We start from the raw sequence: 16,114 nt of genomic DNA on the forward strand, positions 1-16,114 counted from the left end.
GAATTGGCTGTAAGTGGAATCGGGGGATCCGGTACACCGTCTCACCGGCAGGTGCCCGTCAGACGAGGCGGACCGGTTTCTCCGGGCGTATCCCCGACTTGACCAGCCACGCCTGGAGCGGGGCCGGGTCGCCGTCCTCCACCAGGCTGAGGACGCGGGGGGCCAGGTCGGCCGCCCGTTCGCCGTTGACCATGAGGGACGGGCCGTCGAGCCAGTCGAGGCCCGGGGTCGCGCCTGCGGTGTCCATCGCGGCGCAGCACACCATCGCGGTGACGTGGTCGGTGAGCAGTTCGCGGGCGGTGCGGGGTGGCTGCAGGGGGAAGAGGGGCAGCATGCCGTCGTCCCAGAGGGCGGTGTCGGGGCTGCCGCCGGGGCCGGTGCCGCTGCCACTGGCCTGGCCGGGCGGGGGTGGGGGTGGGGGTGGGCCGGTCGGGGATGTGGTTCCGGGTGCGGATGCCTCTTCGCGGGCGATTTCGGCGCTCAGGCGGGCGGCGAGGGCGGTGGCGTTTTCGGTGCCGCCGGGGGAGTCGTCGTCGAGGTCGACCGGGGGGTAGGGGGCGTTGTCGTCGGCGTCGGCGTTGGCCTCGATGTCGGTGCTTGTGGTGGTGTCGGCGATCGTGGTGGGGGCGGCCTCGGTGGCTGTGCCGGTGTCGCTGTCGCCGCCGGTGTCGCTGTCGCCGCCGGTGTCGCTGCCGCCGCCGGTGTCGCTGCCGCCGCCGGTGTCGCTGCCGCCGGGGCTGGCGCTGTCGGCCTGCGAGCCGTCGGTCCGGGGTGTCGTGGCCGCCGGGTCGGTCAGGTGGGCCAGGACGCGGGCCAGGGTCGGGCCGTCGGGGTCGGGTGAGGTGGGGTCGGGGGCGCGGCGGACGCCCAGGGCGTCCAGGACGCGGTGGAGACGGGCCGCGTCGGTGCGCCACTTGCGGTCGACGACCTCGTCCGGGTACTCCTGCCAGGCCACCGGGGCCCAGTCCCGGCCCGGCTCGGCGGGGCCGCCGTGGAAGAGGCGGGCGGCGAGCAGCGAGGTCGCCTCGTCGATCGCGCCGGGCTCTTCGAGCAGGTCGCAGGCGGGGCGCTCGCCCAGCCGGGAGGCGAAGCCCTCGGCCAGCCGGTCCCGCCGGGACAGCTCGGTGAGGGCCGCGACGACGCCCGCGTCCAGCCGGGAGGGCCAGCGGCCCATCCGCCAGGCGGGCAGCGCGACCCGGGTCAGCAGCCGGTCCCAGCCGGCGTACGCGAGGCCCACCTGTTCCTGGGCGACGATCCTCAGGCCGTAATCCACAGCCTGTGCACGCTCGGCCGCCGCGGCGGCGACCCCGCGCTCCATCTCGGCGGCATGGCCGCGACAGCTGCGCAACAGCAGCCGGGCGACCCAGCCGATGCCCGCGAGCACCGGGCGGATGAGGACGCTGCGGCCGGGCGCCGAGGTCACGGCCACCGCCGCGTCCAGCCCCCGTACGAAGCGGCGGGCCGCGGCTATGTCCGGGTGCGCCGAAGGGCCCGTACCGGCGACGACCGGGGCGAGGACGGCGCGCAGCTCGCCCACGCGCATCCACCACAGGAACGGGGAGCCGATGACGAGGACGGGCGCGGCGGCGGCACGGCGGTGGGAGCCGCGGACGCCCGCTATCTCGTCGTGGTCCTCGCGCGGGGGCGGGCCGTGGGCCGGGTGGGTGCGGTCCTCCAGCCAGCTGTCGCAGTCCGGGGTGAGCGCTATGGCGGAGGGTGCCGGGACGTCCAGGCGGTCGGCGAGGTCGCGCACCATGCGGTAGAGGTCGGGGGCCGACTCCTCGGCGATCGGGACCGTCGGGCTGACGGCGGGCCGGGAGCGGGCGACGACCAGGGCGATGCCGCCGGCCGCGAGCAGTGCGAGGACGGCGACCACGGACATCGTCCACCGCGCGGCGTCCCAGCCGGGGCCCACGAGATGGTCCGTCGAGCCGCCGGCGAGCAGCACGACGGCGACGGCCGCGGGCAGCAGCGCGACAGCCAGTGCCCGGCTGCGTATGCGCAGCACGGCCAGGGCTCGGGACCGCGCGGACTGTGCTCCCGCCTCCACACCCATACCGGTCATGACCGGACCTCGCCCCCTCCCTGCCGTCCTGCCCGCCCGGCTCTCTGCCCGGCTCTCCTGGCGTTGCTCACTCCCCCACTGTGGCACCGCCCACTGACATCGCAATGCCGGTGGGCCAAGTGCCGGACCGCTTGCGCCGCACCCTAGTTGGGGCCCCGGCCCTCGTCAGCCGGATGGGGCATCGGTCACTCGATGGAATGGCCTTGGGGAAAGGTGGATGACGGACAGCAACGATCAGGCCCCGGATCGTGAGACGGATCCGGGGCCTGCGAGGTTCATCGATGTCTGGGTATTTCCGCCGGTCCGCGCCGGGGTTCTCAGACGGTCTGCGCCAGTGCTGTCAGGCGCCGGACGCCGCCTTCGCCGCGATGTCCGTGCGGTGCTGGGAGCCGTCGAGGTTGACGCGGGCCAGGGCCCGGTAGGCGCGGTCGCGGGCCTCGGTGAGGTCCTCGCCGACCGCCGTGACGGACAGGACGCGGCCGCCCGCGCTGACGACGGCGTCACCCTCGCGCCTGGTGCCCGCGTGCAGGACGTACGCGTGCGGGGCGTCCTGGGCGGCCACCTCGTCCAGCCCGGTGATCGGGTCGCCGGTGCGCGGGGTGCCGGGGTAGTTGTGCGAGGCGACGACCACGGTGACCGCGGCCTCGTCGCTCCAGCGCAGGGGCGGCAGGTCGGCGAGGTTGCCCGTGGCGGCGGCCATCAGGATGCCGGCCAGCGGGGTCTTCAGCCGGGCGAGGACGACCTGGGTCTCGGGGTCGCCGAAGCGGGCGTTGAACTCGATGACCCGGACGCCACGGCTGGTGATCGCCAGACCGGCGTACAGCAGGCCGGAGAAGGGGGTGCCGCGGCGGCGCATCTCGTCGACGGTCGGCTGCAGGACGGTCTGCATGACCTCGTCCACCAGCTTCGGGTCGGCCCAGGGCAGCGGGGAGTACGCGCCCATGCCGCCGGTGTTGGGGCCCTCGTCGCCGTCGAGAGCGCGCTTGAAGTCCTGGGCGGGCTGGAGGGGCAGGACCGTATCGCCGTCGGTGATGGCGAAGAGGGAGACCTCGGGGCCGTCGAGGAACTCCTCGATGACGACCCGCTCGCAGGCGTTGGCGTGCGCCTTGGCCGCGTCGAGGTCGTCGGTCACCACGACGCCCTTGCCGGCGGCGAGCCCGTCGTCCTTGACGACGTACGGAGTACCGAAGGCGTCGAGGGCTTCGGCGGCCTCGGCCGGGGTCGTACAGACGTACGACCGCGCGGTGGGTACCTCCGCTCCCGCCATGACGGCCTTGGCGAAGGCCTTCGAGCCCTCGAGCTGCGCGGCCTCCTTGGAGGGGCCGAAGACGGGGATGCCCGCCTCGCGCACGGCGTCGGCGACCCCGGCGACGAGCGGCGCCTCCGGGCCTACGACGACCAGGTCGGCGCCGAGCTCTACGGCCAGCGCGGACACGGCCGCGCCGTCGAGGGCGTCGACCTGGTGCAGCTCGGCGACCTCGGCGATGCCGGCGTTGCCGGGAGCGCAGTACAGCGCGCTGACGTCGGGGTCTAGGGACAGAGAACGGCACAGGGCGTGTTCGCGGGCACCGCTGCCGATGACGAGGACCTTCACGGGGGTCAGCCTAACCGGGTTTTGTGCGGGGTTCCGAAGGGGTGGAGGGAGGTGAGCTGTGGGTTCCTCCAAGGCGTGGCCCGGCATGGTCCGGTGCTACTCGTTCGAGAACTCCTCCACCACCGTGGCTCCCAGCTCTCTCACGATGAGTTCGTGGCCGGAGAGGGCCGACTCGTCGAGGTCGGGATCGTCGTCCTCCGGGGTGTCGTCCTCGGGGGAGACCGGGGTCGGTTCCGGGGCGGACCGCTGGGGGGCGGGGCGGGATGAGGACGCCTGGGCCTGCGCCGAGGTGGTCGGCGTGGGTGCGGCGGACGAGGGCTGGGGGGACGCCGGGCGCGGGGGGGCCGTAGCGCCACCGCCACCGCCGCTGCCGTAGCCGCCGCCACCCGTTCCGCCCGGGCCGGCGCCGCCTCCAGCGCCGTAGCCGCCGTAGCCGCCGTTGGAACCGGTCGGGCCGCCGCCGGTGGCCGGGGGTGCCGAGCCGCCCGACGGGTCGATGATCGCCTCGATCTTCCACTGCACGTTGAACTGCTCGGCCAGCGCCTGCTTCAGCACGTCCTCGCTGCCGCTGCCGGAGAAGTTGTCACGCGCGCCGGCGTTGAGGAAGCCGAGCTGGAGGGTGGTGCCGTCGAAACCGGTCACCTGCGCGTTCTGGCTGAGCAGGATCCAGGTGAACCGGCGGCGGTTCTTGACGGCCTCCAGGATGTTCGGCCAGAGCGTGCGCGGGTCGAGGCCGCCGGTGGGAGGCGCATAGTCGGTGGCCGGAGCGGGGGGCGCCGCCTGCGGTGCGGGGGTGGAAGGGGCGGCGGGGGCGGGCGCGGACGCGGGCGCGGGTGTGCTCGGGGCCGCGGCCGGGGGTTGTCCGCCGCCGGCGGGGGTCGCCGTGGGCCAGCCGCCGGGGCGTCGACCGCCACCGGCGGGGGCGGCGGTGGGCCAGGCGCCGGGGGCGGGGGACGTGGGGGCGGGGGTGGGGGACGTGGGGGCGGGGGTGGGTGCAGGGGTGGGTGCCGACGGGGGCGCCTGGGCCGGTTGCTCCTGCTGAGGCTGAGGCGGCTGCTGCTGGGTGTGGTCGGGGGCTGCTGGGCGGGCGGCGGGGGCGGCAGCGGGCGCAGGTCCTGCGGCGGCGGGTACCGGTCCTCCAGCCACGGGCGCAGGTCCTCCGGCCACGGGTGCCGCCTGCTCAGAGGGCATGCCCGGCGAGGCAGCGCCCGCGCCCGCCGGTGCCCCGGAAGCCCGTACCGCAGCGCGAGCCGCGGCCGCGCCGCCCCCCGGGGGCGCGGGCGCGGCCGCCACCGCTCCACCCTGGGCCTGGGCCTGGGCCTGGGCGTGCGCGTCGGGGCCGGGGACGTAGCCCATGGCCGGCGCTCCGCCCCCCGCGGAGAAGTTCACGCCGCGCTCGATGCGGTCCAGGCGGGCCATGACCGACCGCTCGTCGCCGTACGCGGCGGGCAGCAGCACGCGCGCGCAGATGAGTTCGAGCTGGAGGCGGGGGGAGGTGGCACCGCGCATCTCGGTCAGCCCCGCGTTGACGAGGTCGGCGGCGCGGGTGAGCTCGGCGGCGCCGAAGGTGCCGGCCTGGGCCTGCATCCGCTCGATGACGTCGGCGGGGGCGTCGATGAGGCCCTTCTCCGCGGCGTCCGGCACGGCGGCGAGGATCACCAGGTCCCGCAGCCGCTCCAGCAGGTCGGTGACGAACCGCCGGGGGTCGTTGCCCCCCTCGATGACATGGTCGACGACCTCGAAGGCGGCGGCGCCGTCACCGGTCGCGAAAGCCTCGACGACGGAGTCGAGGAGCGACAGGTCCGTGTAGCCGAGCAGGGAGGTCGCCATGGCATACGTCACACCGTCCGCCCCCGCACCGGCGAGCAGCTGGTCCATGACGGACATCGAGTCACGCACGGACCCGGCCCCGGCCCGCACGACGAGCGGCAGCACCCCGTCCTCGACGGGGATCCCCTCCCGCCCGCACACCTCGGCCAGGTACTCGCGCAGCGTCCCGGGCGGCACGAGCCGGAACGGATAGTGGTGCGTCCGGGACCGAATGGTCCCGATGACCTTCTCGGGCTCGGTGGTGGCGAAGATGAACTTCAGATGCTCCGGCGGCTCCTCGACGACCTTGAGGAGCGCGTTGAAGCCGGCCGACGTGACCATGTGGGCCTCGTCGATGATGTAGATCTTGTAACGACTGCCCGCGGGCCCGAAGAAGGCCTTCTCCCGGAGATCACGGGCGTCGTCCACACCGCCGTGCGAAGCGGCGTCGATCTCGATGACGTCGATCGAGCCCGGGCCGTTCCTCGCGAGGTCCTGGCAGGACTGGCACTTCCCGCACGGGGTAGGTGTGGGCCCCTGCTCGCAGTTCAGGCACCTGGCCAGGATCCGCGCACTGGTCGTCTTGCCGCACCCGCGCGGACCGCTGAACAGGTACGCGTGATTGACCCGGTTGTTCCGCAGCGCCTGCTGCAGCGGGTCGGTGACATGCTCCTGCCCGATGACCTCGGCGAACGACTCCGGGCGATAGCGGCGGTACAACGCGAGAGACGACACGCATACGAGGTTATAGGCGCCCACTGACATCGGGCCCCGCCCGCAGGTCTCACCCCGGCAACGCAAGCGCCCCCCACGCACCCGCCAGAGCCAACCTACCCTTGCTGCCTTCCGGCCCTGGGGGAGTTCAGTCAGATAGCGCCGCGTGAGGGGCTGCGCCAACAGTACCCGATGCCGGCCAGGGGGAACGAGTTCGCGAGCACTCCTCAACGTCTTGTATTGTTTGCGGCGGAGGATTCGCCTAGTGGCCTAGGGCGCACGCTTGGAAAGCGTGTTGGGGGCAACCCCTCACGAGTTCGAATCTCGTATCCTCCGCCAGTGCCTCACCGGGCACGATGTCGAAGGGCCCCACCGTTCGCGGTGGGGCCCTTCGACGGTTGCAGTCTCATCTACAGTCTCAACGCGATCCTGCGGAGCTGTCCGGGCCGCTCTCGTCGGCGGCCTTGGCCACCTCCCAGATGAGCCCGCCAACCCGCTGTGCCACGTCGGCCAGGATCCCTCCCGTCACGTGCTGGTAGCGGGCCGCCATCGCTGTGGAAGACCACCCCATGATCTGCATCACCACCCGTTCCGGAACGCCGAGGATGAGCAGGACCGTGGCGGCGGTGTGCCGTGCATCGTGCAGCCGGCCGTCCCGCACCTTGGCATCAGTGAGCAGCTGCTTCCACGCGTCGTAGTCCGTGCTGGGCACCAGCGGCTCCCCCACCGGAGACGTGAAGACGAAGCCCGTCTCGCGCCACTCGTCTGCGGCCAGCCGACGCTCCCGGTCCTGCTCCTTGCGGTGCAGCTCCAGCAGCCGGCCCAATTCGCCGGGCACACCGATCACCCGACGGCCGGCCCGCGATTTCGTGGGGGCCGTGTCCTCGTTCTTCCGGACCCTCTGCTTGCAGTACCCGGGCTTTCGGCCGCAGTCTCCCCCGCACCCGTGCAGGTACTTCGGCCGCAGCCTGTTCTTCCTGACGCGGAGAATGCCGTTCTGAAGGTCGACATCCGACCAGCGCAGTCCGAGGGCTTCGCCCTGCCGCAGTCCCAGGGCGAGAGCGATGGACCAGCGAGCGCTGTTGCGCAGCTTCGCCGCCTCGGAGAGGAGACGCTGCACTTCCTCGATGTCGTACGGCTCCACCTCCTCTTCCTCGATCCTTGGAGGCACTGCGAGGGTGGCAACGTTCCGGGTCACGTGGCCGCGGCGAAGCGCGTGGTTGAGGGCGGTGCGCATCGTGCGGTGGGCCTGATGAGCCGTCGCGGCCTTGCTCCCGTTGAGCTGCATCTTCGTGTAGAAGCGTTCCAGGTGCTCAGGCTCCAGCTTGTCGAGTCGGTGAGCGCCTACACCAGGAATGAGGTGCACCCGCACGGCCACCTCGTACCCGGCATAGGTGTTCTCCCGCACTGACGGCTTGGCGATCTCCTCCACCCAGTGCAACAGCCATGCCTGGACGGTCCACGGCCGGCCAGGCTTTCGAACCTTCCCCTCGTCGCGCTGCTTTTCCAGCGCACGGACCTTTTTGATGACCTCCGCTTCACTGACCTTGCTACTGACGTGGCGCCGGTCAGGCTTCCCGTCGTCGCAGACGCCGACCGTGACGCGGCCGTGCCAGTAACCGTCATTGCCGAAGTAGATGGACGATGCGCCATCAGGGCGCTTGGCGCGCTTGGCCATGGGACTCCTTACGCGACTGCGTTCTTGGGCGACTGCATGTTCTGAGCGAGGTAATCGCTGAGCGCCTGGACAGGTACTCGACGGGATCGACCGATCGGCACGGTCTGCACGGCACCGTCGCGAATGAGGGCGTACATGGTGGTTCGGCCGATACTCAGACGGCGGGCGGCTTCTTCCACCGTCACGGCCAGGAGAGTGGAGTCGAAGTCGTCTTCGGAGAGGTCGACTTCGGAGCGGACTACGGAGAGCTTTGGCGTCTGATCGCCTGCCACGGGGCTCGACTCCTTCGAGGCGCGAAACAAGAGCCTCCCGGCTCCTTCTGGGAAATCCGCAACATCCGCCACGCCGCAACATCGCTGGTCAGCGGCTTGAATCTGTGGCGGATGCCGTTTCTGTTGCGGATAGGTCCCGCCACGCGGTGCGTGCGGCGGGACTCTTGGGTGCAGGCTGGTCAGCCGGCGATGCGGAGCTGGCGTGTGTCGGATTCCGCGGGCATGTGGCGGCTCTCCGAAGGGGTATCCGCCACAGATTCACCCCCGTTGACCTGCGGTGTTGCGGACGTTGCGGATGTTGCGGACTTCTGGGGGTCCGGGGGGCAGTAGCGGTTCCAGGCGTCCTGGAGGTCTTCCGCGTAGTAGCCCTTGGGGGTGGAGCTGCCGACCCTGATGCCCTTGGGCTTGATCGGGGTGTCGTCGAGCTTCATGTACTGGCTCAGGAGCGTCGCCAATCGGCGGGAAGTGAGGGGCTTGGCGCTCTGTCCGTCCTCGCTCATGTCGTCCCACGGCGACTCGTCGAGGGAGAGGAGGACTTCGAGGATGGCGGCAGTGGGCATCCGGTCGGCGCCGCAGAACACGCGGTCGCGGAGATCGGTGAGTAGCCGCACTCCCAGGGAAGCCTTGTCGTCGACGCTGGCGGCCTTGATGAGCGCGAGGCAGGCTGTGCGGGCGCGCTCGGGCCAGTGCCCGCCTGCCGCGTCCGCGACCGCGAGGAGCGGTTCCCAGACGTCGGCCGGCCGGTCGACGACGCCCTCGGGCATCTCGGGCCAGGCTTCGGCGACCTGGTCGTGCAGGGTGGCTGTCCAGTCGGCGAGCCGGTCGCGCAGGACGTGGCCCTGCTTCTCGTGGATGCGGCGCCGGTAGGGCTCGCACTTCTCGTTGGGTGCTTTCTTGCGCATGCGGATGATGACGGACCTGGTCAGGATCGTGGTGGGCAGGGAGCCCAGGCCCGCCATGGCGACCGCGCAGAACGACGGGAAGAACCCTGCCTTCTGGTCGGAGCCATCACCGACGCAGCGAAGAGACTTGGCGCCGCGTCGGTAGCCGGAGTTGAGGAACCCCCGTACCTCTTCGTTCCCGCCGGCCTTGGGCCCGAACACGGTGTCGATCTCGTCGAAGAGCAGTGTCGGGGTGCCCTCGTCTGCGGAGACGAGCCGGAACAGGGCGTTCGCGGACGCGTTGACGGTGGTCGCAGCCCGTGGGGTGAGGGTTTCGATGATCTCCAGCGCACGGGACTTCCCGGAGCCGGGTTCGGGGCTCAGGAAGGCGATGCGGGCGGTGCCGTCCAGCGCGTCCATCAGGTGCGCGTGGGCGTCCCACAACGCGACCGCGACGTAGGCGTGTTCGGTGGGGAAGACGTTGAAGCGGCGGTGGAAGGCTTCCACCTCGTCCAGCAGCGCGGCTCCGTCGATGACGTCGGTCATGCGGCGGCCCTCCTTTCAAGCAGAGATCCGGGTGTCCCGGTGCAGGTGGCGTGGTGGTCGGCGTACTCGGCTGCCAGAGCGGCCACTTGGGGAGCCCCGGTGGCGGTGCCGCTCTGTCCGCAGGCGCAGGCGTACGCGGCGTTGGGAGTGTCGCCGGGCCGTGTGGACCAGCGGGCGCCGTCCCCGTGGTGCCGGTAGAGCGGCGGGGCGTAGATGCGGATGCCGGGCTGCTCCGGGGTCGGGTCGGGGGTGCTGTGGCGGGCCTGGCCGCTGCGGAACTTCTCAGTGCGAAGGGCAGAGGGGACGCCCTTGCGGGCGGCGACCTTCAAGGCGCCTACGGCTGTCGTGTCCACAGGCTGTGGAGCGGCCGGCACCCCATGGCGGCTGGTGAGGCTCTTAGTAGGCGTGGGGCTGGTCATGCCGCCTTCCCACCAGGGCTGTTGTGGGCGATCGACCAGTCCAGACCACGCGTGATGACGTCGTCGTAGTAGCGCTGAGACTCGGTGGCGTTGCCCGCTGCCGCCCTACTAAGAGCCTCCTCAACCTCCCCGCGGTCGAGGGCGCCGGACGCGATCAGCCGACCCAGTGCCCGCGCGGCCCGCAGCAGGACGGCATTGCGGCTGCCGGCCGCGGCGGTGGCCACGTTGTCGACCTCGCCCCGCAGCGCGGCGGCGGCATATCCGCTGGCGCTCTTCATCGAGTTCGGCATGGCGTACCGAGGGCGCGGCGGGGGCTTCAGGGTGTCGTGCAGCCACGTGGGCAGCGGGACGGGCGCCCGGTCGTCGAGGACGGTGTACTGGCCGTCGGGGGTGGTGCTGCCCGGGGCGACGACGTAGCCGCCCCAGCCGCGGGTGTCGATCTTCTTCGCGAGGCGTCCGGCGGTGTTGTGCAGCTGGGCGCTGGGGGGTTGGGTGAAGTACAGGTGCTCTCCACCCCGTGCAGTCCGCACCCGGTAGGTGTCGGGGACGGTCTGTCCGGCGCGCTCGCAGAGCGCCGCGAAGGAAGTGGCGCCGTCAGGCGTTCCTTTCGGGTCTTCGGGCTTGAGCGTGTCCAGGTCGACGACCAGCAGCCCGGCGGGGCCGGTGGCGATGCCGATGTTGTAGGACCGGTGGGCCCATGCGGCGGTGAGGAGTTCGGGGTCGGTGGTGGCGCGCTGCTCGGGGGTCTTGTGCCCGTTGATGCAGCGTCCGGTGTGGGGGCAGTACTTGGCCGCGTGGCCGGCGGGCCGCTTGTCGTGGGGGTGCAGCAGGAGGACGGGCCAGGCACGTCCTGCGGCTTCCAGCGCCGCGTAGAGCAGCGCGGAGCGGGCGTCATGGGTCATGCTGGATGTCTCCAGTTCCTTAGATGGATGCTGGCGAACAAGGGCGGCCCCGCGTTCTTGGCGGAGTGGGGGGCCGCCCTTGGCGTAGCTACTTCTTCGAAAAGAGCTTGAGCGTGATGCCGCCGGCGCCGACCGGTCCGGCGGCCCCGGCGATGACGGTCGCGGTGTGGGCGGCGACGTCCATCAGCCAGCACAGCGCGGCGACCACTCCCCACGTGCCGAGCGCGGCGGCTCCGGCGATCGCGAACGGGATCAGCAGCCGCTGCCACGGGAAGCCGGCCGGGGCGGCGCCGGTGACGACGATGACGACGGGCTGTCCGGTCGCTTGTGCGTGCTGGTAGAGGTCGGCGGGGATGTGCGGGGCCATCTGGCCGGGCGGGGTGTGCTGGCTCATTTCAGGCTCCCTGAGGGTGTGCCGCGGGCCCGCGCCAAGAGGTGGCGCGGGCCCGTGCGGATGGATGCTGTGCTTGTCGCGTTGCTTGTCGCCTGTCTTGTCGTGCGGCTTGTCGTCTCGCTTGTCGCTTGTCTTGTCTTGTCGCTTGTCGCCTCCCAGCTCACAAGCCGTTTGCGGCACTCCAGGCCCCGGTAGACGGCATGTGGGGAAAGTGGGGGCGACAAGCGACAAGTGATCAGTCGTCGGGCGAGTGGGAGCGGTGGACGTAGCGGGCTTTGGTGCCCTCCCCAACGCGTACGGCGGTGCCGTCCTCCACCCACGTTTTCAGCCAGCCCACGACCGTTTGACGGGTCGTGCCGAACGCGTCCGCGAGCGCACGGGCGATCGCCGACGCTCCCGTCCCTTCGCGTCCGGCGGCGAGCAGCGCGGCGAGCGCGGCCTGTTGCGCGGGACTGTCCTGCTCACCCCGCAGGGCCGACAGATTCAGCCCGGCCGGCCGCTCCAGCCCGTCGCCCTCATCGGCGGTATGCGGGTCGGGCGCGGTGCCGAACTGAGCGTCGATCTCCTCACGGAAACGGCGCGCCAACTCCTCTTCCGGCGACTCCGGTCGCGGGCTCAGGGCAGACAGGCGCAGTCCTGTTCCTGTCCCGTCTGCCGGCACGTCGTCGGCGTGGTCGGTGGCGACCTGGTCGCGCATCCACGCGGTGCGCTCGGCATCCCAGCGCCGCGTATACGCGGGCCCGGCAGCCTTGGCGGAGACGTCGTCGAGGACGGGGTGTCGGTCGGAGGTGGCGGCGATGATGTCCCGGATCTGGTTGGGCAGGATCCGCCATGCCTTGAACAGTGCGGCCGGTGATTCGGGGGTGCCCATGAACCCGGCGCCTTTGTAGGGGGCTTGGTCCACGCGCAGACCGCGGCTGCCGGGGAACATCTTGCCCAGGTCCATGCCCTCGGTCTCCCCGCCCGTGAGGGCGACGCGCACCTTGGCCTCGCGGCGGATCATCAGGTTGCCCAGCACGCTGGCGGTCGCCCCGAGCGCGGTGAGCACGGTGCGCACGCCCATGGCGCGGGCGATCCGGATGACCTCCAGGATCTTCTCCGCGAGCTTGCGCATCTGCCGGTCGGAGCTGGCCACCCGCCCGTCGGGCGGTGGTGGTCTGTGCCCGCTGCCCGCCACGCGAGCCGGCCGCGGCCTTCTGCGCGGCCCGCAAAGCCTTGACCTGCCCCACACGACCCGCACTCTTGCCCGTCGCGGGCTTGGACAGGTGGTGACCGCTCATGCCCTGCGCCGCCTTTTTGCTGGTCGCGGCGCTGCTGTGACCAGCGGCGGGACCGGTGCTACGGCGGTGCTGGCCGGGCACCTTGCCCGAGCGGCTACCGGAGCGACCGGACCGCGAGCCGGCCGAACGGCTCCCGCTCCCGGAGCTGCCGCGGGTGCCTGTTGCGGCGCTGCGCAGTCCTGCGGAGCGAACGGCCGAACGGCCGGCGGCGCGGGCCGCGGACCTGCGTGTCTCGCGGCGCGGGCCCGCCTTGCGGGAGCGGGTGGCGGCGACCGTGCCGAGAACGACCATGCCGGTGACGGCGACGGCCGCGGCGATCGGGCCCCCGGCCAGGGAGGCGGCGGCGACCGCGCCAACCGTGCTGTTCGCCCCGGACAAGGCGAGCGGAACGATGGGCCAGCCGCCAGGCGTGTGGTCGACCTGCTTCACGTCCTGGCCCGCGGTGGGTGGGGTGTCGGTGGGCGGGGACGGTTGGTTCGGGGCAGCCGGAAGGGCTACCGGCTCGGTGCTGAGGTCCGTCATGCTGTGAGCACTCCTTCACTGGAGTAGGGCCCGGTCAGTTGCTGTAGGAGGCGAGCGACCGGGCCCGCCAAGATTCGGGGAATGGTGCAGCTCAGTGGCTGCGGTGCGGGTGGCGGGCAGCGATCTCCTGCCAGCGCCGGTTTTCCGCGGCATCCGTGTGGGCGAGGCTGACGCGGAAGTCACAGCCGGGCCGCCCACAGCGGTGCGTGGTCGTCGACATGGCGCTGATCAGGTGGAAGAGCAGGCTGGAGAATGTGGCCAGGCACGACAGGCAGCAGGCCAGCAACAGCGCGAGCGGCACGCCGTAGCCGGACAGCCGCATCCCGATCACCATGGCCAGCGCTCCGCTGACCGCGACAGCGCCCGTGACGAGGGCACGGTGACGAATGTCTTTCACTAAAACTCCCTTACAAAAGGTGGGGTGTTCAGGTAGCGCGCTGTTCCTCGGTGACGTGGTGCGGTGCAGCTCAGAGGGTGTTGCGCTCCAGCGAGAAGAACAGGACCGTGGCGCCCCGCAGCTGCGGGGCGCTCTCGCCGACGAACTGGTAGATGTCGGCGAAGGCGGCCTCACGGGTGCTGTCCGGTTGCGGGGTGTAGGTGCCGGTCCGGGTGACGGACGCAAGGCCCGGCTTTTCCACGGACATCACCCAAAAGTGCGTGCCAAGCGGTGCGGATGTACTCACGATGGGCTCCTTGTTCAGGGGTGCAAGGGTCAGGCGGCGCGCTGTTCGTCGTCGGGGTACGCGCAGGGCACGCACATGCCGAGTGAGGCGGGGATGACGTAGCCGGCGTCCATGCGGCACTGCGGGCAGGTGCGGCGCGCGGTGTTGGCCTTGGCCAGCGCGGCGCGTTTCGCCGGCGTCATCGGCCGGACGGGCTTCGCGTGATCGAGGCGGTAGAAGTAGGCGACCAGCGGGCCGCGCCGATACCGCGGGCGCAGCGCCTGCGCGGCGACCTGCTGGCCTCCCGGGCGCAGACCGCGCGCCCGGAGCTGGCGGCGGGTGGCGTAGCAGTCCGGGACGTGGCGCCAGGGGAAGGTGGGTATCCCGTAGCGGGCGCCGGCCGGGTCGAAGCACTTGGCGAAGGTGAGCGACATGACCGCATCCCCCGCTCAACTGGCGATCGCGGAGGGGAAGTTGGCCAGGTGCGGCTCACGCGCCTTGACCCGGCTGCGCGCCGTGCGGGCCGTCGACTCCGACGTCCCCAGCCCGACCGCGGCCATCGCCTGCGTCATGCGTGCGGTACCCGGCTGCGTGAAGTCCGTGCCGTACAGCGCCCGCACCAACTGATCCACCCGGTTCGCGTAGACGACCGGGGTGCACAGGTCGACGGCCGTCGACACTGCGTCGAGGGGTGCCGGGTCCTCGGTGACGGGCGTCGAAGCGGCATTGACGCCCGGCGTGAGCGCGGGCCGTTCCGGCGCCGGACCGGCCTCGTGGTGAGGCTCGATGGGCGGGGCAACGGTCGGGCGGTCGACGCTGATCTTGACGGGCGTCAACGGTGCTTCGACGCCCGTCGGCGGGAGGTTGACGCCCGTCGAAGCGCGGCGGGCGAGGTAGGCGTGGACCTGCCGCATGAGCGCGCCGAACGCGAGCAGCGCGGCAACCGGGGGGACCGCGGCGACCACATAGTTGAGGGCGCCCGCGTCCTGCCCGACTCCAGCCACGTTCAGGCCGATGGAGGCAGCATCCCCGGCGGTGACCAGGCCGATTGCCCACCAGTCGACCCGGTGGGCGAGCGAGGCACGCAAGATCAGCAGCTCACCGATCACGATGAACAAGTCCACCGTGGCCGGCCACGCCCAGGAGCGGGCCACGGCCTTGGCCATGCCGTGCGCGGCGGCGACTTCCTGCAAGTGCTCGTAGGAGAGCCAGAACGCCACCGCGGTCAGTACCACCGTGAGCACGGCCGCGAGTGCGGTGATGGCACGGTCTACATTGACGGGCGTCGACGGTACTTCGACGGGCGTCGACCTCACGTCGACGCGGGCCGCGGCGCTCATGCCGCACCGACCGGTACCGGGACGCAGACGTCGCCGTAGCCGATCAGTTCCAGCTCAGCACCCGCGTAGTCGACGACCATGCGCAGCACCTGCGTCCGGCCATCGCGCTGCACGGTGTAGGTCACCGCGTCCGGGGCGACGTCCAGTGCTTCGCGCCATGCCTCGAAGCCCGCCAGACCGGAGTGGAACGACAGCTCCAGCCGGTTCGGGTAGATGGGGGACACGTGCACGTGCGGCGCGGGCAGGTGCCCGAAGTCCGCGGTCAGCAGACGCAGCGCCCGCAACGGCACGGACAGATCGTCCAGGCTCAGCGCGGCGCTCATGCGGCGACCTCGGAGACCGAAGCGACCTGGTTCGTGACTGCGAGGCGGTTGGCCAGCACCTTGCGGTGGGCCCGACGCAGCCGGCGGGTGTCCGTCTCGGTGACCGGCCGGTCCAACAGCGCGATCTGCATGTCCAGCAGCTCAAGCTCCGCGTTGATCAGTGGAGCCTCACGCTCGATCGCGTCCAGCTCCGCGTCCGTGGGCTCCATGAACGGAGCGAACGCGGTAACAGCATCCTGAACAGTGACGATGGTCTTCATTGGGTCGTGGTCCTCTCAGAAGGTGAACGGCCCGAACAGCGGCGCCCGGGCTGCAACCTGGGCGCCGCGCGCCGTTGAAGTCGGTCAATCCGGCTCCCCTCAGCGCCGCTCGTTCGAGACGAGCAGCGGAGGCAACCGGTCGCAGCAGTCCTGCGAAGCGTTGAGATCGCGCTGTACCGCGCACGGGACAGAACCCATGCGCGCCCGTCCGCTTGCTTGCGGAGGTGGGACGGGCTCCCCTCGAACACTCTGTTGAGTTTTCAACCAATGCGCGCTCACTTTGTACTCACCCCTGCGGGCTTTCCTCCGGGCGCATCCATAGACTGGACCGGTGGACCGGTCCAGTCAAGCGCCAACTCCCCCACAGATACTGCGTATTGGGCATCCATGCAGCTCAGAGCCAGGAAAGGAAAATAAAAAAGCTGGACCGGCGGACCGGTCCAGCTTCCCTAT

At 71.4% G+C, this 16,114-nt stretch carries 16 protein-coding genes, 1 tRNA gene, 1 other RNA gene and 1 pseudogene; 2 read left to right on the top strand and 17 right to left on the bottom strand.

All coding sequences use genetic code 11. From position 1 onward, the window contains the following. Window positions 1-58: 58 nt before the first annotated feature. The 4 genes from QFZ76_RS25205 to ffs form a co-directional block, all read right to left on the bottom strand. Complete coding sequence (locus QFZ76_RS25205; protein ID WP_307680123.1) at window positions 59-2,056, bottom strand: hypothetical protein; 1,998 nt, start codon at window positions 2,054-2,056, stop codon at window positions 59-61. A 349-nt stretch (window positions 2,057-2,405) separates the two neighbouring features. Next, on the bottom strand, window positions 2,406-3,659 hold the full coding sequence (purD, locus tag QFZ76_RS25210) for a phosphoribosylamine--glycine ligase (RefSeq protein WP_307675868.1): 1,254 nt from the start codon (window positions 3,657-3,659) through the stop codon (window positions 2,406-2,408). A gap of 96 nt (window positions 3,660-3,755) precedes the next feature. After that, entirely contained in the window at window positions 3,756-6,203 is a 2,448-nt protein-coding gene (locus QFZ76_RS25215) for a DNA polymerase III subunit gamma and tau (RefSeq protein ID WP_307675869.1), read from the bottom strand. A gap of 59 nt (window positions 6,204-6,262) precedes the next feature. Next, an RNA gene (gene ffs, locus QFZ76_RS25220) (signal recognition particle sRNA small type) lies at window positions 6,263-6,361 on the bottom strand. A 72-nt stretch (window positions 6,362-6,433) separates the two neighbouring features. Here ffs and QFZ76_RS25225 point away from each other — a divergent pair. Then, window positions 6,434-6,521 (top strand) — tRNA-Ser (locus QFZ76_RS25225). A gap of 79 nt (window positions 6,522-6,600) precedes the next feature. Here QFZ76_RS25225 and QFZ76_RS25230 read toward each other — a convergent pair. From QFZ76_RS25230 to QFZ76_RS25260, 7 genes and pseudogenes are all read right to left on the bottom strand, one after another. After that, window positions 6,601-7,860: a site-specific integrase gene (locus QFZ76_RS25230; protein ID WP_307675870.1), complete on the bottom strand. Its 1,260-nt coding sequence runs from the start codon at window positions 7,858-7,860 to the stop codon at window positions 6,601-6,603. A gap of 8 nt (window positions 7,861-7,868) precedes the next feature. After that, complete coding sequence (locus QFZ76_RS25235; RefSeq protein ID WP_307675871.1) at window positions 7,869-8,132, bottom strand: helix-turn-helix domain-containing protein; 264 nt, start codon at window positions 8,130-8,132, stop codon at window positions 7,869-7,871. 179 nt (window positions 8,133-8,311) lie between these two features. Beyond that, window positions 8,312-9,559 carry a DUF3631 domain-containing protein gene (locus tag QFZ76_RS25240; RefSeq protein WP_307675872.1) on the bottom strand — a complete coding sequence of 416 codons (1,248 nt, stop codon included), beginning with the start codon at window positions 9,557-9,559 and terminating at the stop codon, window positions 8,312-8,314. Beyond that, window positions 9,556-9,912, bottom strand: a complete 357-nt coding sequence (locus QFZ76_RS25245) for a hypothetical protein (RefSeq protein WP_307675873.1) — start codon at window positions 9,910-9,912, stop codon at window positions 9,556-9,558. Before QFZ76_RS25245 ends, QFZ76_RS25240 begins: the two co-directional genes overlap by 4 nt. 62 nt (window positions 9,913-9,974) lie before the next feature. Next, window positions 9,975-10,880, bottom strand: a complete 906-nt coding sequence (locus QFZ76_RS25250; protein ID WP_307675874.1) for a bifunctional DNA primase/polymerase — start codon at window positions 10,878-10,880, stop codon at window positions 9,975-9,977. Window positions 10,881-10,968: 88 nt separating this feature from the next. Continuing rightward, window positions 10,969-11,274: a hypothetical protein gene (locus QFZ76_RS25255; RefSeq protein WP_307675875.1), complete on the bottom strand. Its 306-nt coding sequence runs from the start codon at window positions 11,272-11,274 to the stop codon at window positions 10,969-10,971. A 235-nt stretch (window positions 11,275-11,509) separates the two neighbouring features. Beyond that, a pseudogene (locus QFZ76_RS25260) lies at window positions 11,510-12,409 on the bottom strand (hypothetical protein); the annotation flags it as partial. Window positions 12,410-12,708: 299 nt separating this feature from the next. Here QFZ76_RS25260 and QFZ76_RS25265 point away from each other — a divergent pair. Beyond that, window positions 12,709-13,083, top strand: a complete 375-nt coding sequence (locus tag QFZ76_RS25265; protein WP_307675876.1) for a hypothetical protein — start codon at window positions 12,709-12,711, stop codon at window positions 13,081-13,083. An 84-nt stretch (window positions 13,084-13,167) separates the two neighbouring features. Here the strand turns inward: QFZ76_RS25265 and QFZ76_RS25270 are convergent, their stop codons facing one another. The 6 genes from QFZ76_RS25270 to QFZ76_RS25295 form a co-directional block, all read right to left on the bottom strand. Then, the gene (locus QFZ76_RS25270) at window positions 13,168-13,473 is read right to left on the bottom strand and encodes a hypothetical protein (protein ID WP_307675877.1); all 306 of its coding nucleotides are present in this window, start codon (window positions 13,471-13,473) and stop codon (window positions 13,168-13,170) included. Between the two features lie 70 nt (window positions 13,474-13,543). Next, window positions 13,544-13,759 (bottom strand): hypothetical protein, encoded by a 216-nt coding sequence (locus tag QFZ76_RS25275; RefSeq protein ID WP_307675878.1) that lies wholly within the window; start codon window positions 13,757-13,759, stop codon window positions 13,544-13,546. Window positions 13,760-13,788: 29 nt separating this feature from the next. After that, complete coding sequence (locus QFZ76_RS25280) at window positions 13,789-14,172, bottom strand: RRQRL motif-containing zinc-binding protein (RefSeq protein WP_307675879.1); 384 nt, start codon at window positions 14,170-14,172, stop codon at window positions 13,789-13,791. 15 nt (window positions 14,173-14,187) lie between these two features. Then, window positions 14,188-15,078, bottom strand: coding sequence for a DUF2637 domain-containing protein (locus QFZ76_RS25285; protein WP_307675880.1), 891 nt, complete (start codon window positions 15,076-15,078; stop codon window positions 14,188-14,190). Beyond that, window positions 15,075-15,401: a hypothetical protein gene (locus tag QFZ76_RS25290; protein WP_307675881.1), complete on the bottom strand. Its 327-nt coding sequence runs from the start codon at window positions 15,399-15,401 to the stop codon at window positions 15,075-15,077. Before QFZ76_RS25290 ends, QFZ76_RS25285 begins: the two co-directional genes overlap by 4 nt. Beyond that, entirely contained in the window at window positions 15,398-15,661 is a 264-nt protein-coding gene (locus QFZ76_RS25295; RefSeq protein WP_307675882.1) for a DUF6284 family protein, read from the bottom strand. The genes QFZ76_RS25290 and QFZ76_RS25295 overlap by 4 nt, the downstream gene beginning before the upstream one ends. Window positions 15,662-16,114 lie beyond the last annotated feature (453 nt).

It is taken from the genome of Streptomyces sp. V4I2 (genome assembly GCF_030817655.1).
Classification (GTDB): Bacteria; Actinomycetota; Actinomycetes; order Streptomycetales; family Streptomycetaceae; genus Streptomyces; species Streptomyces plumbiresistens.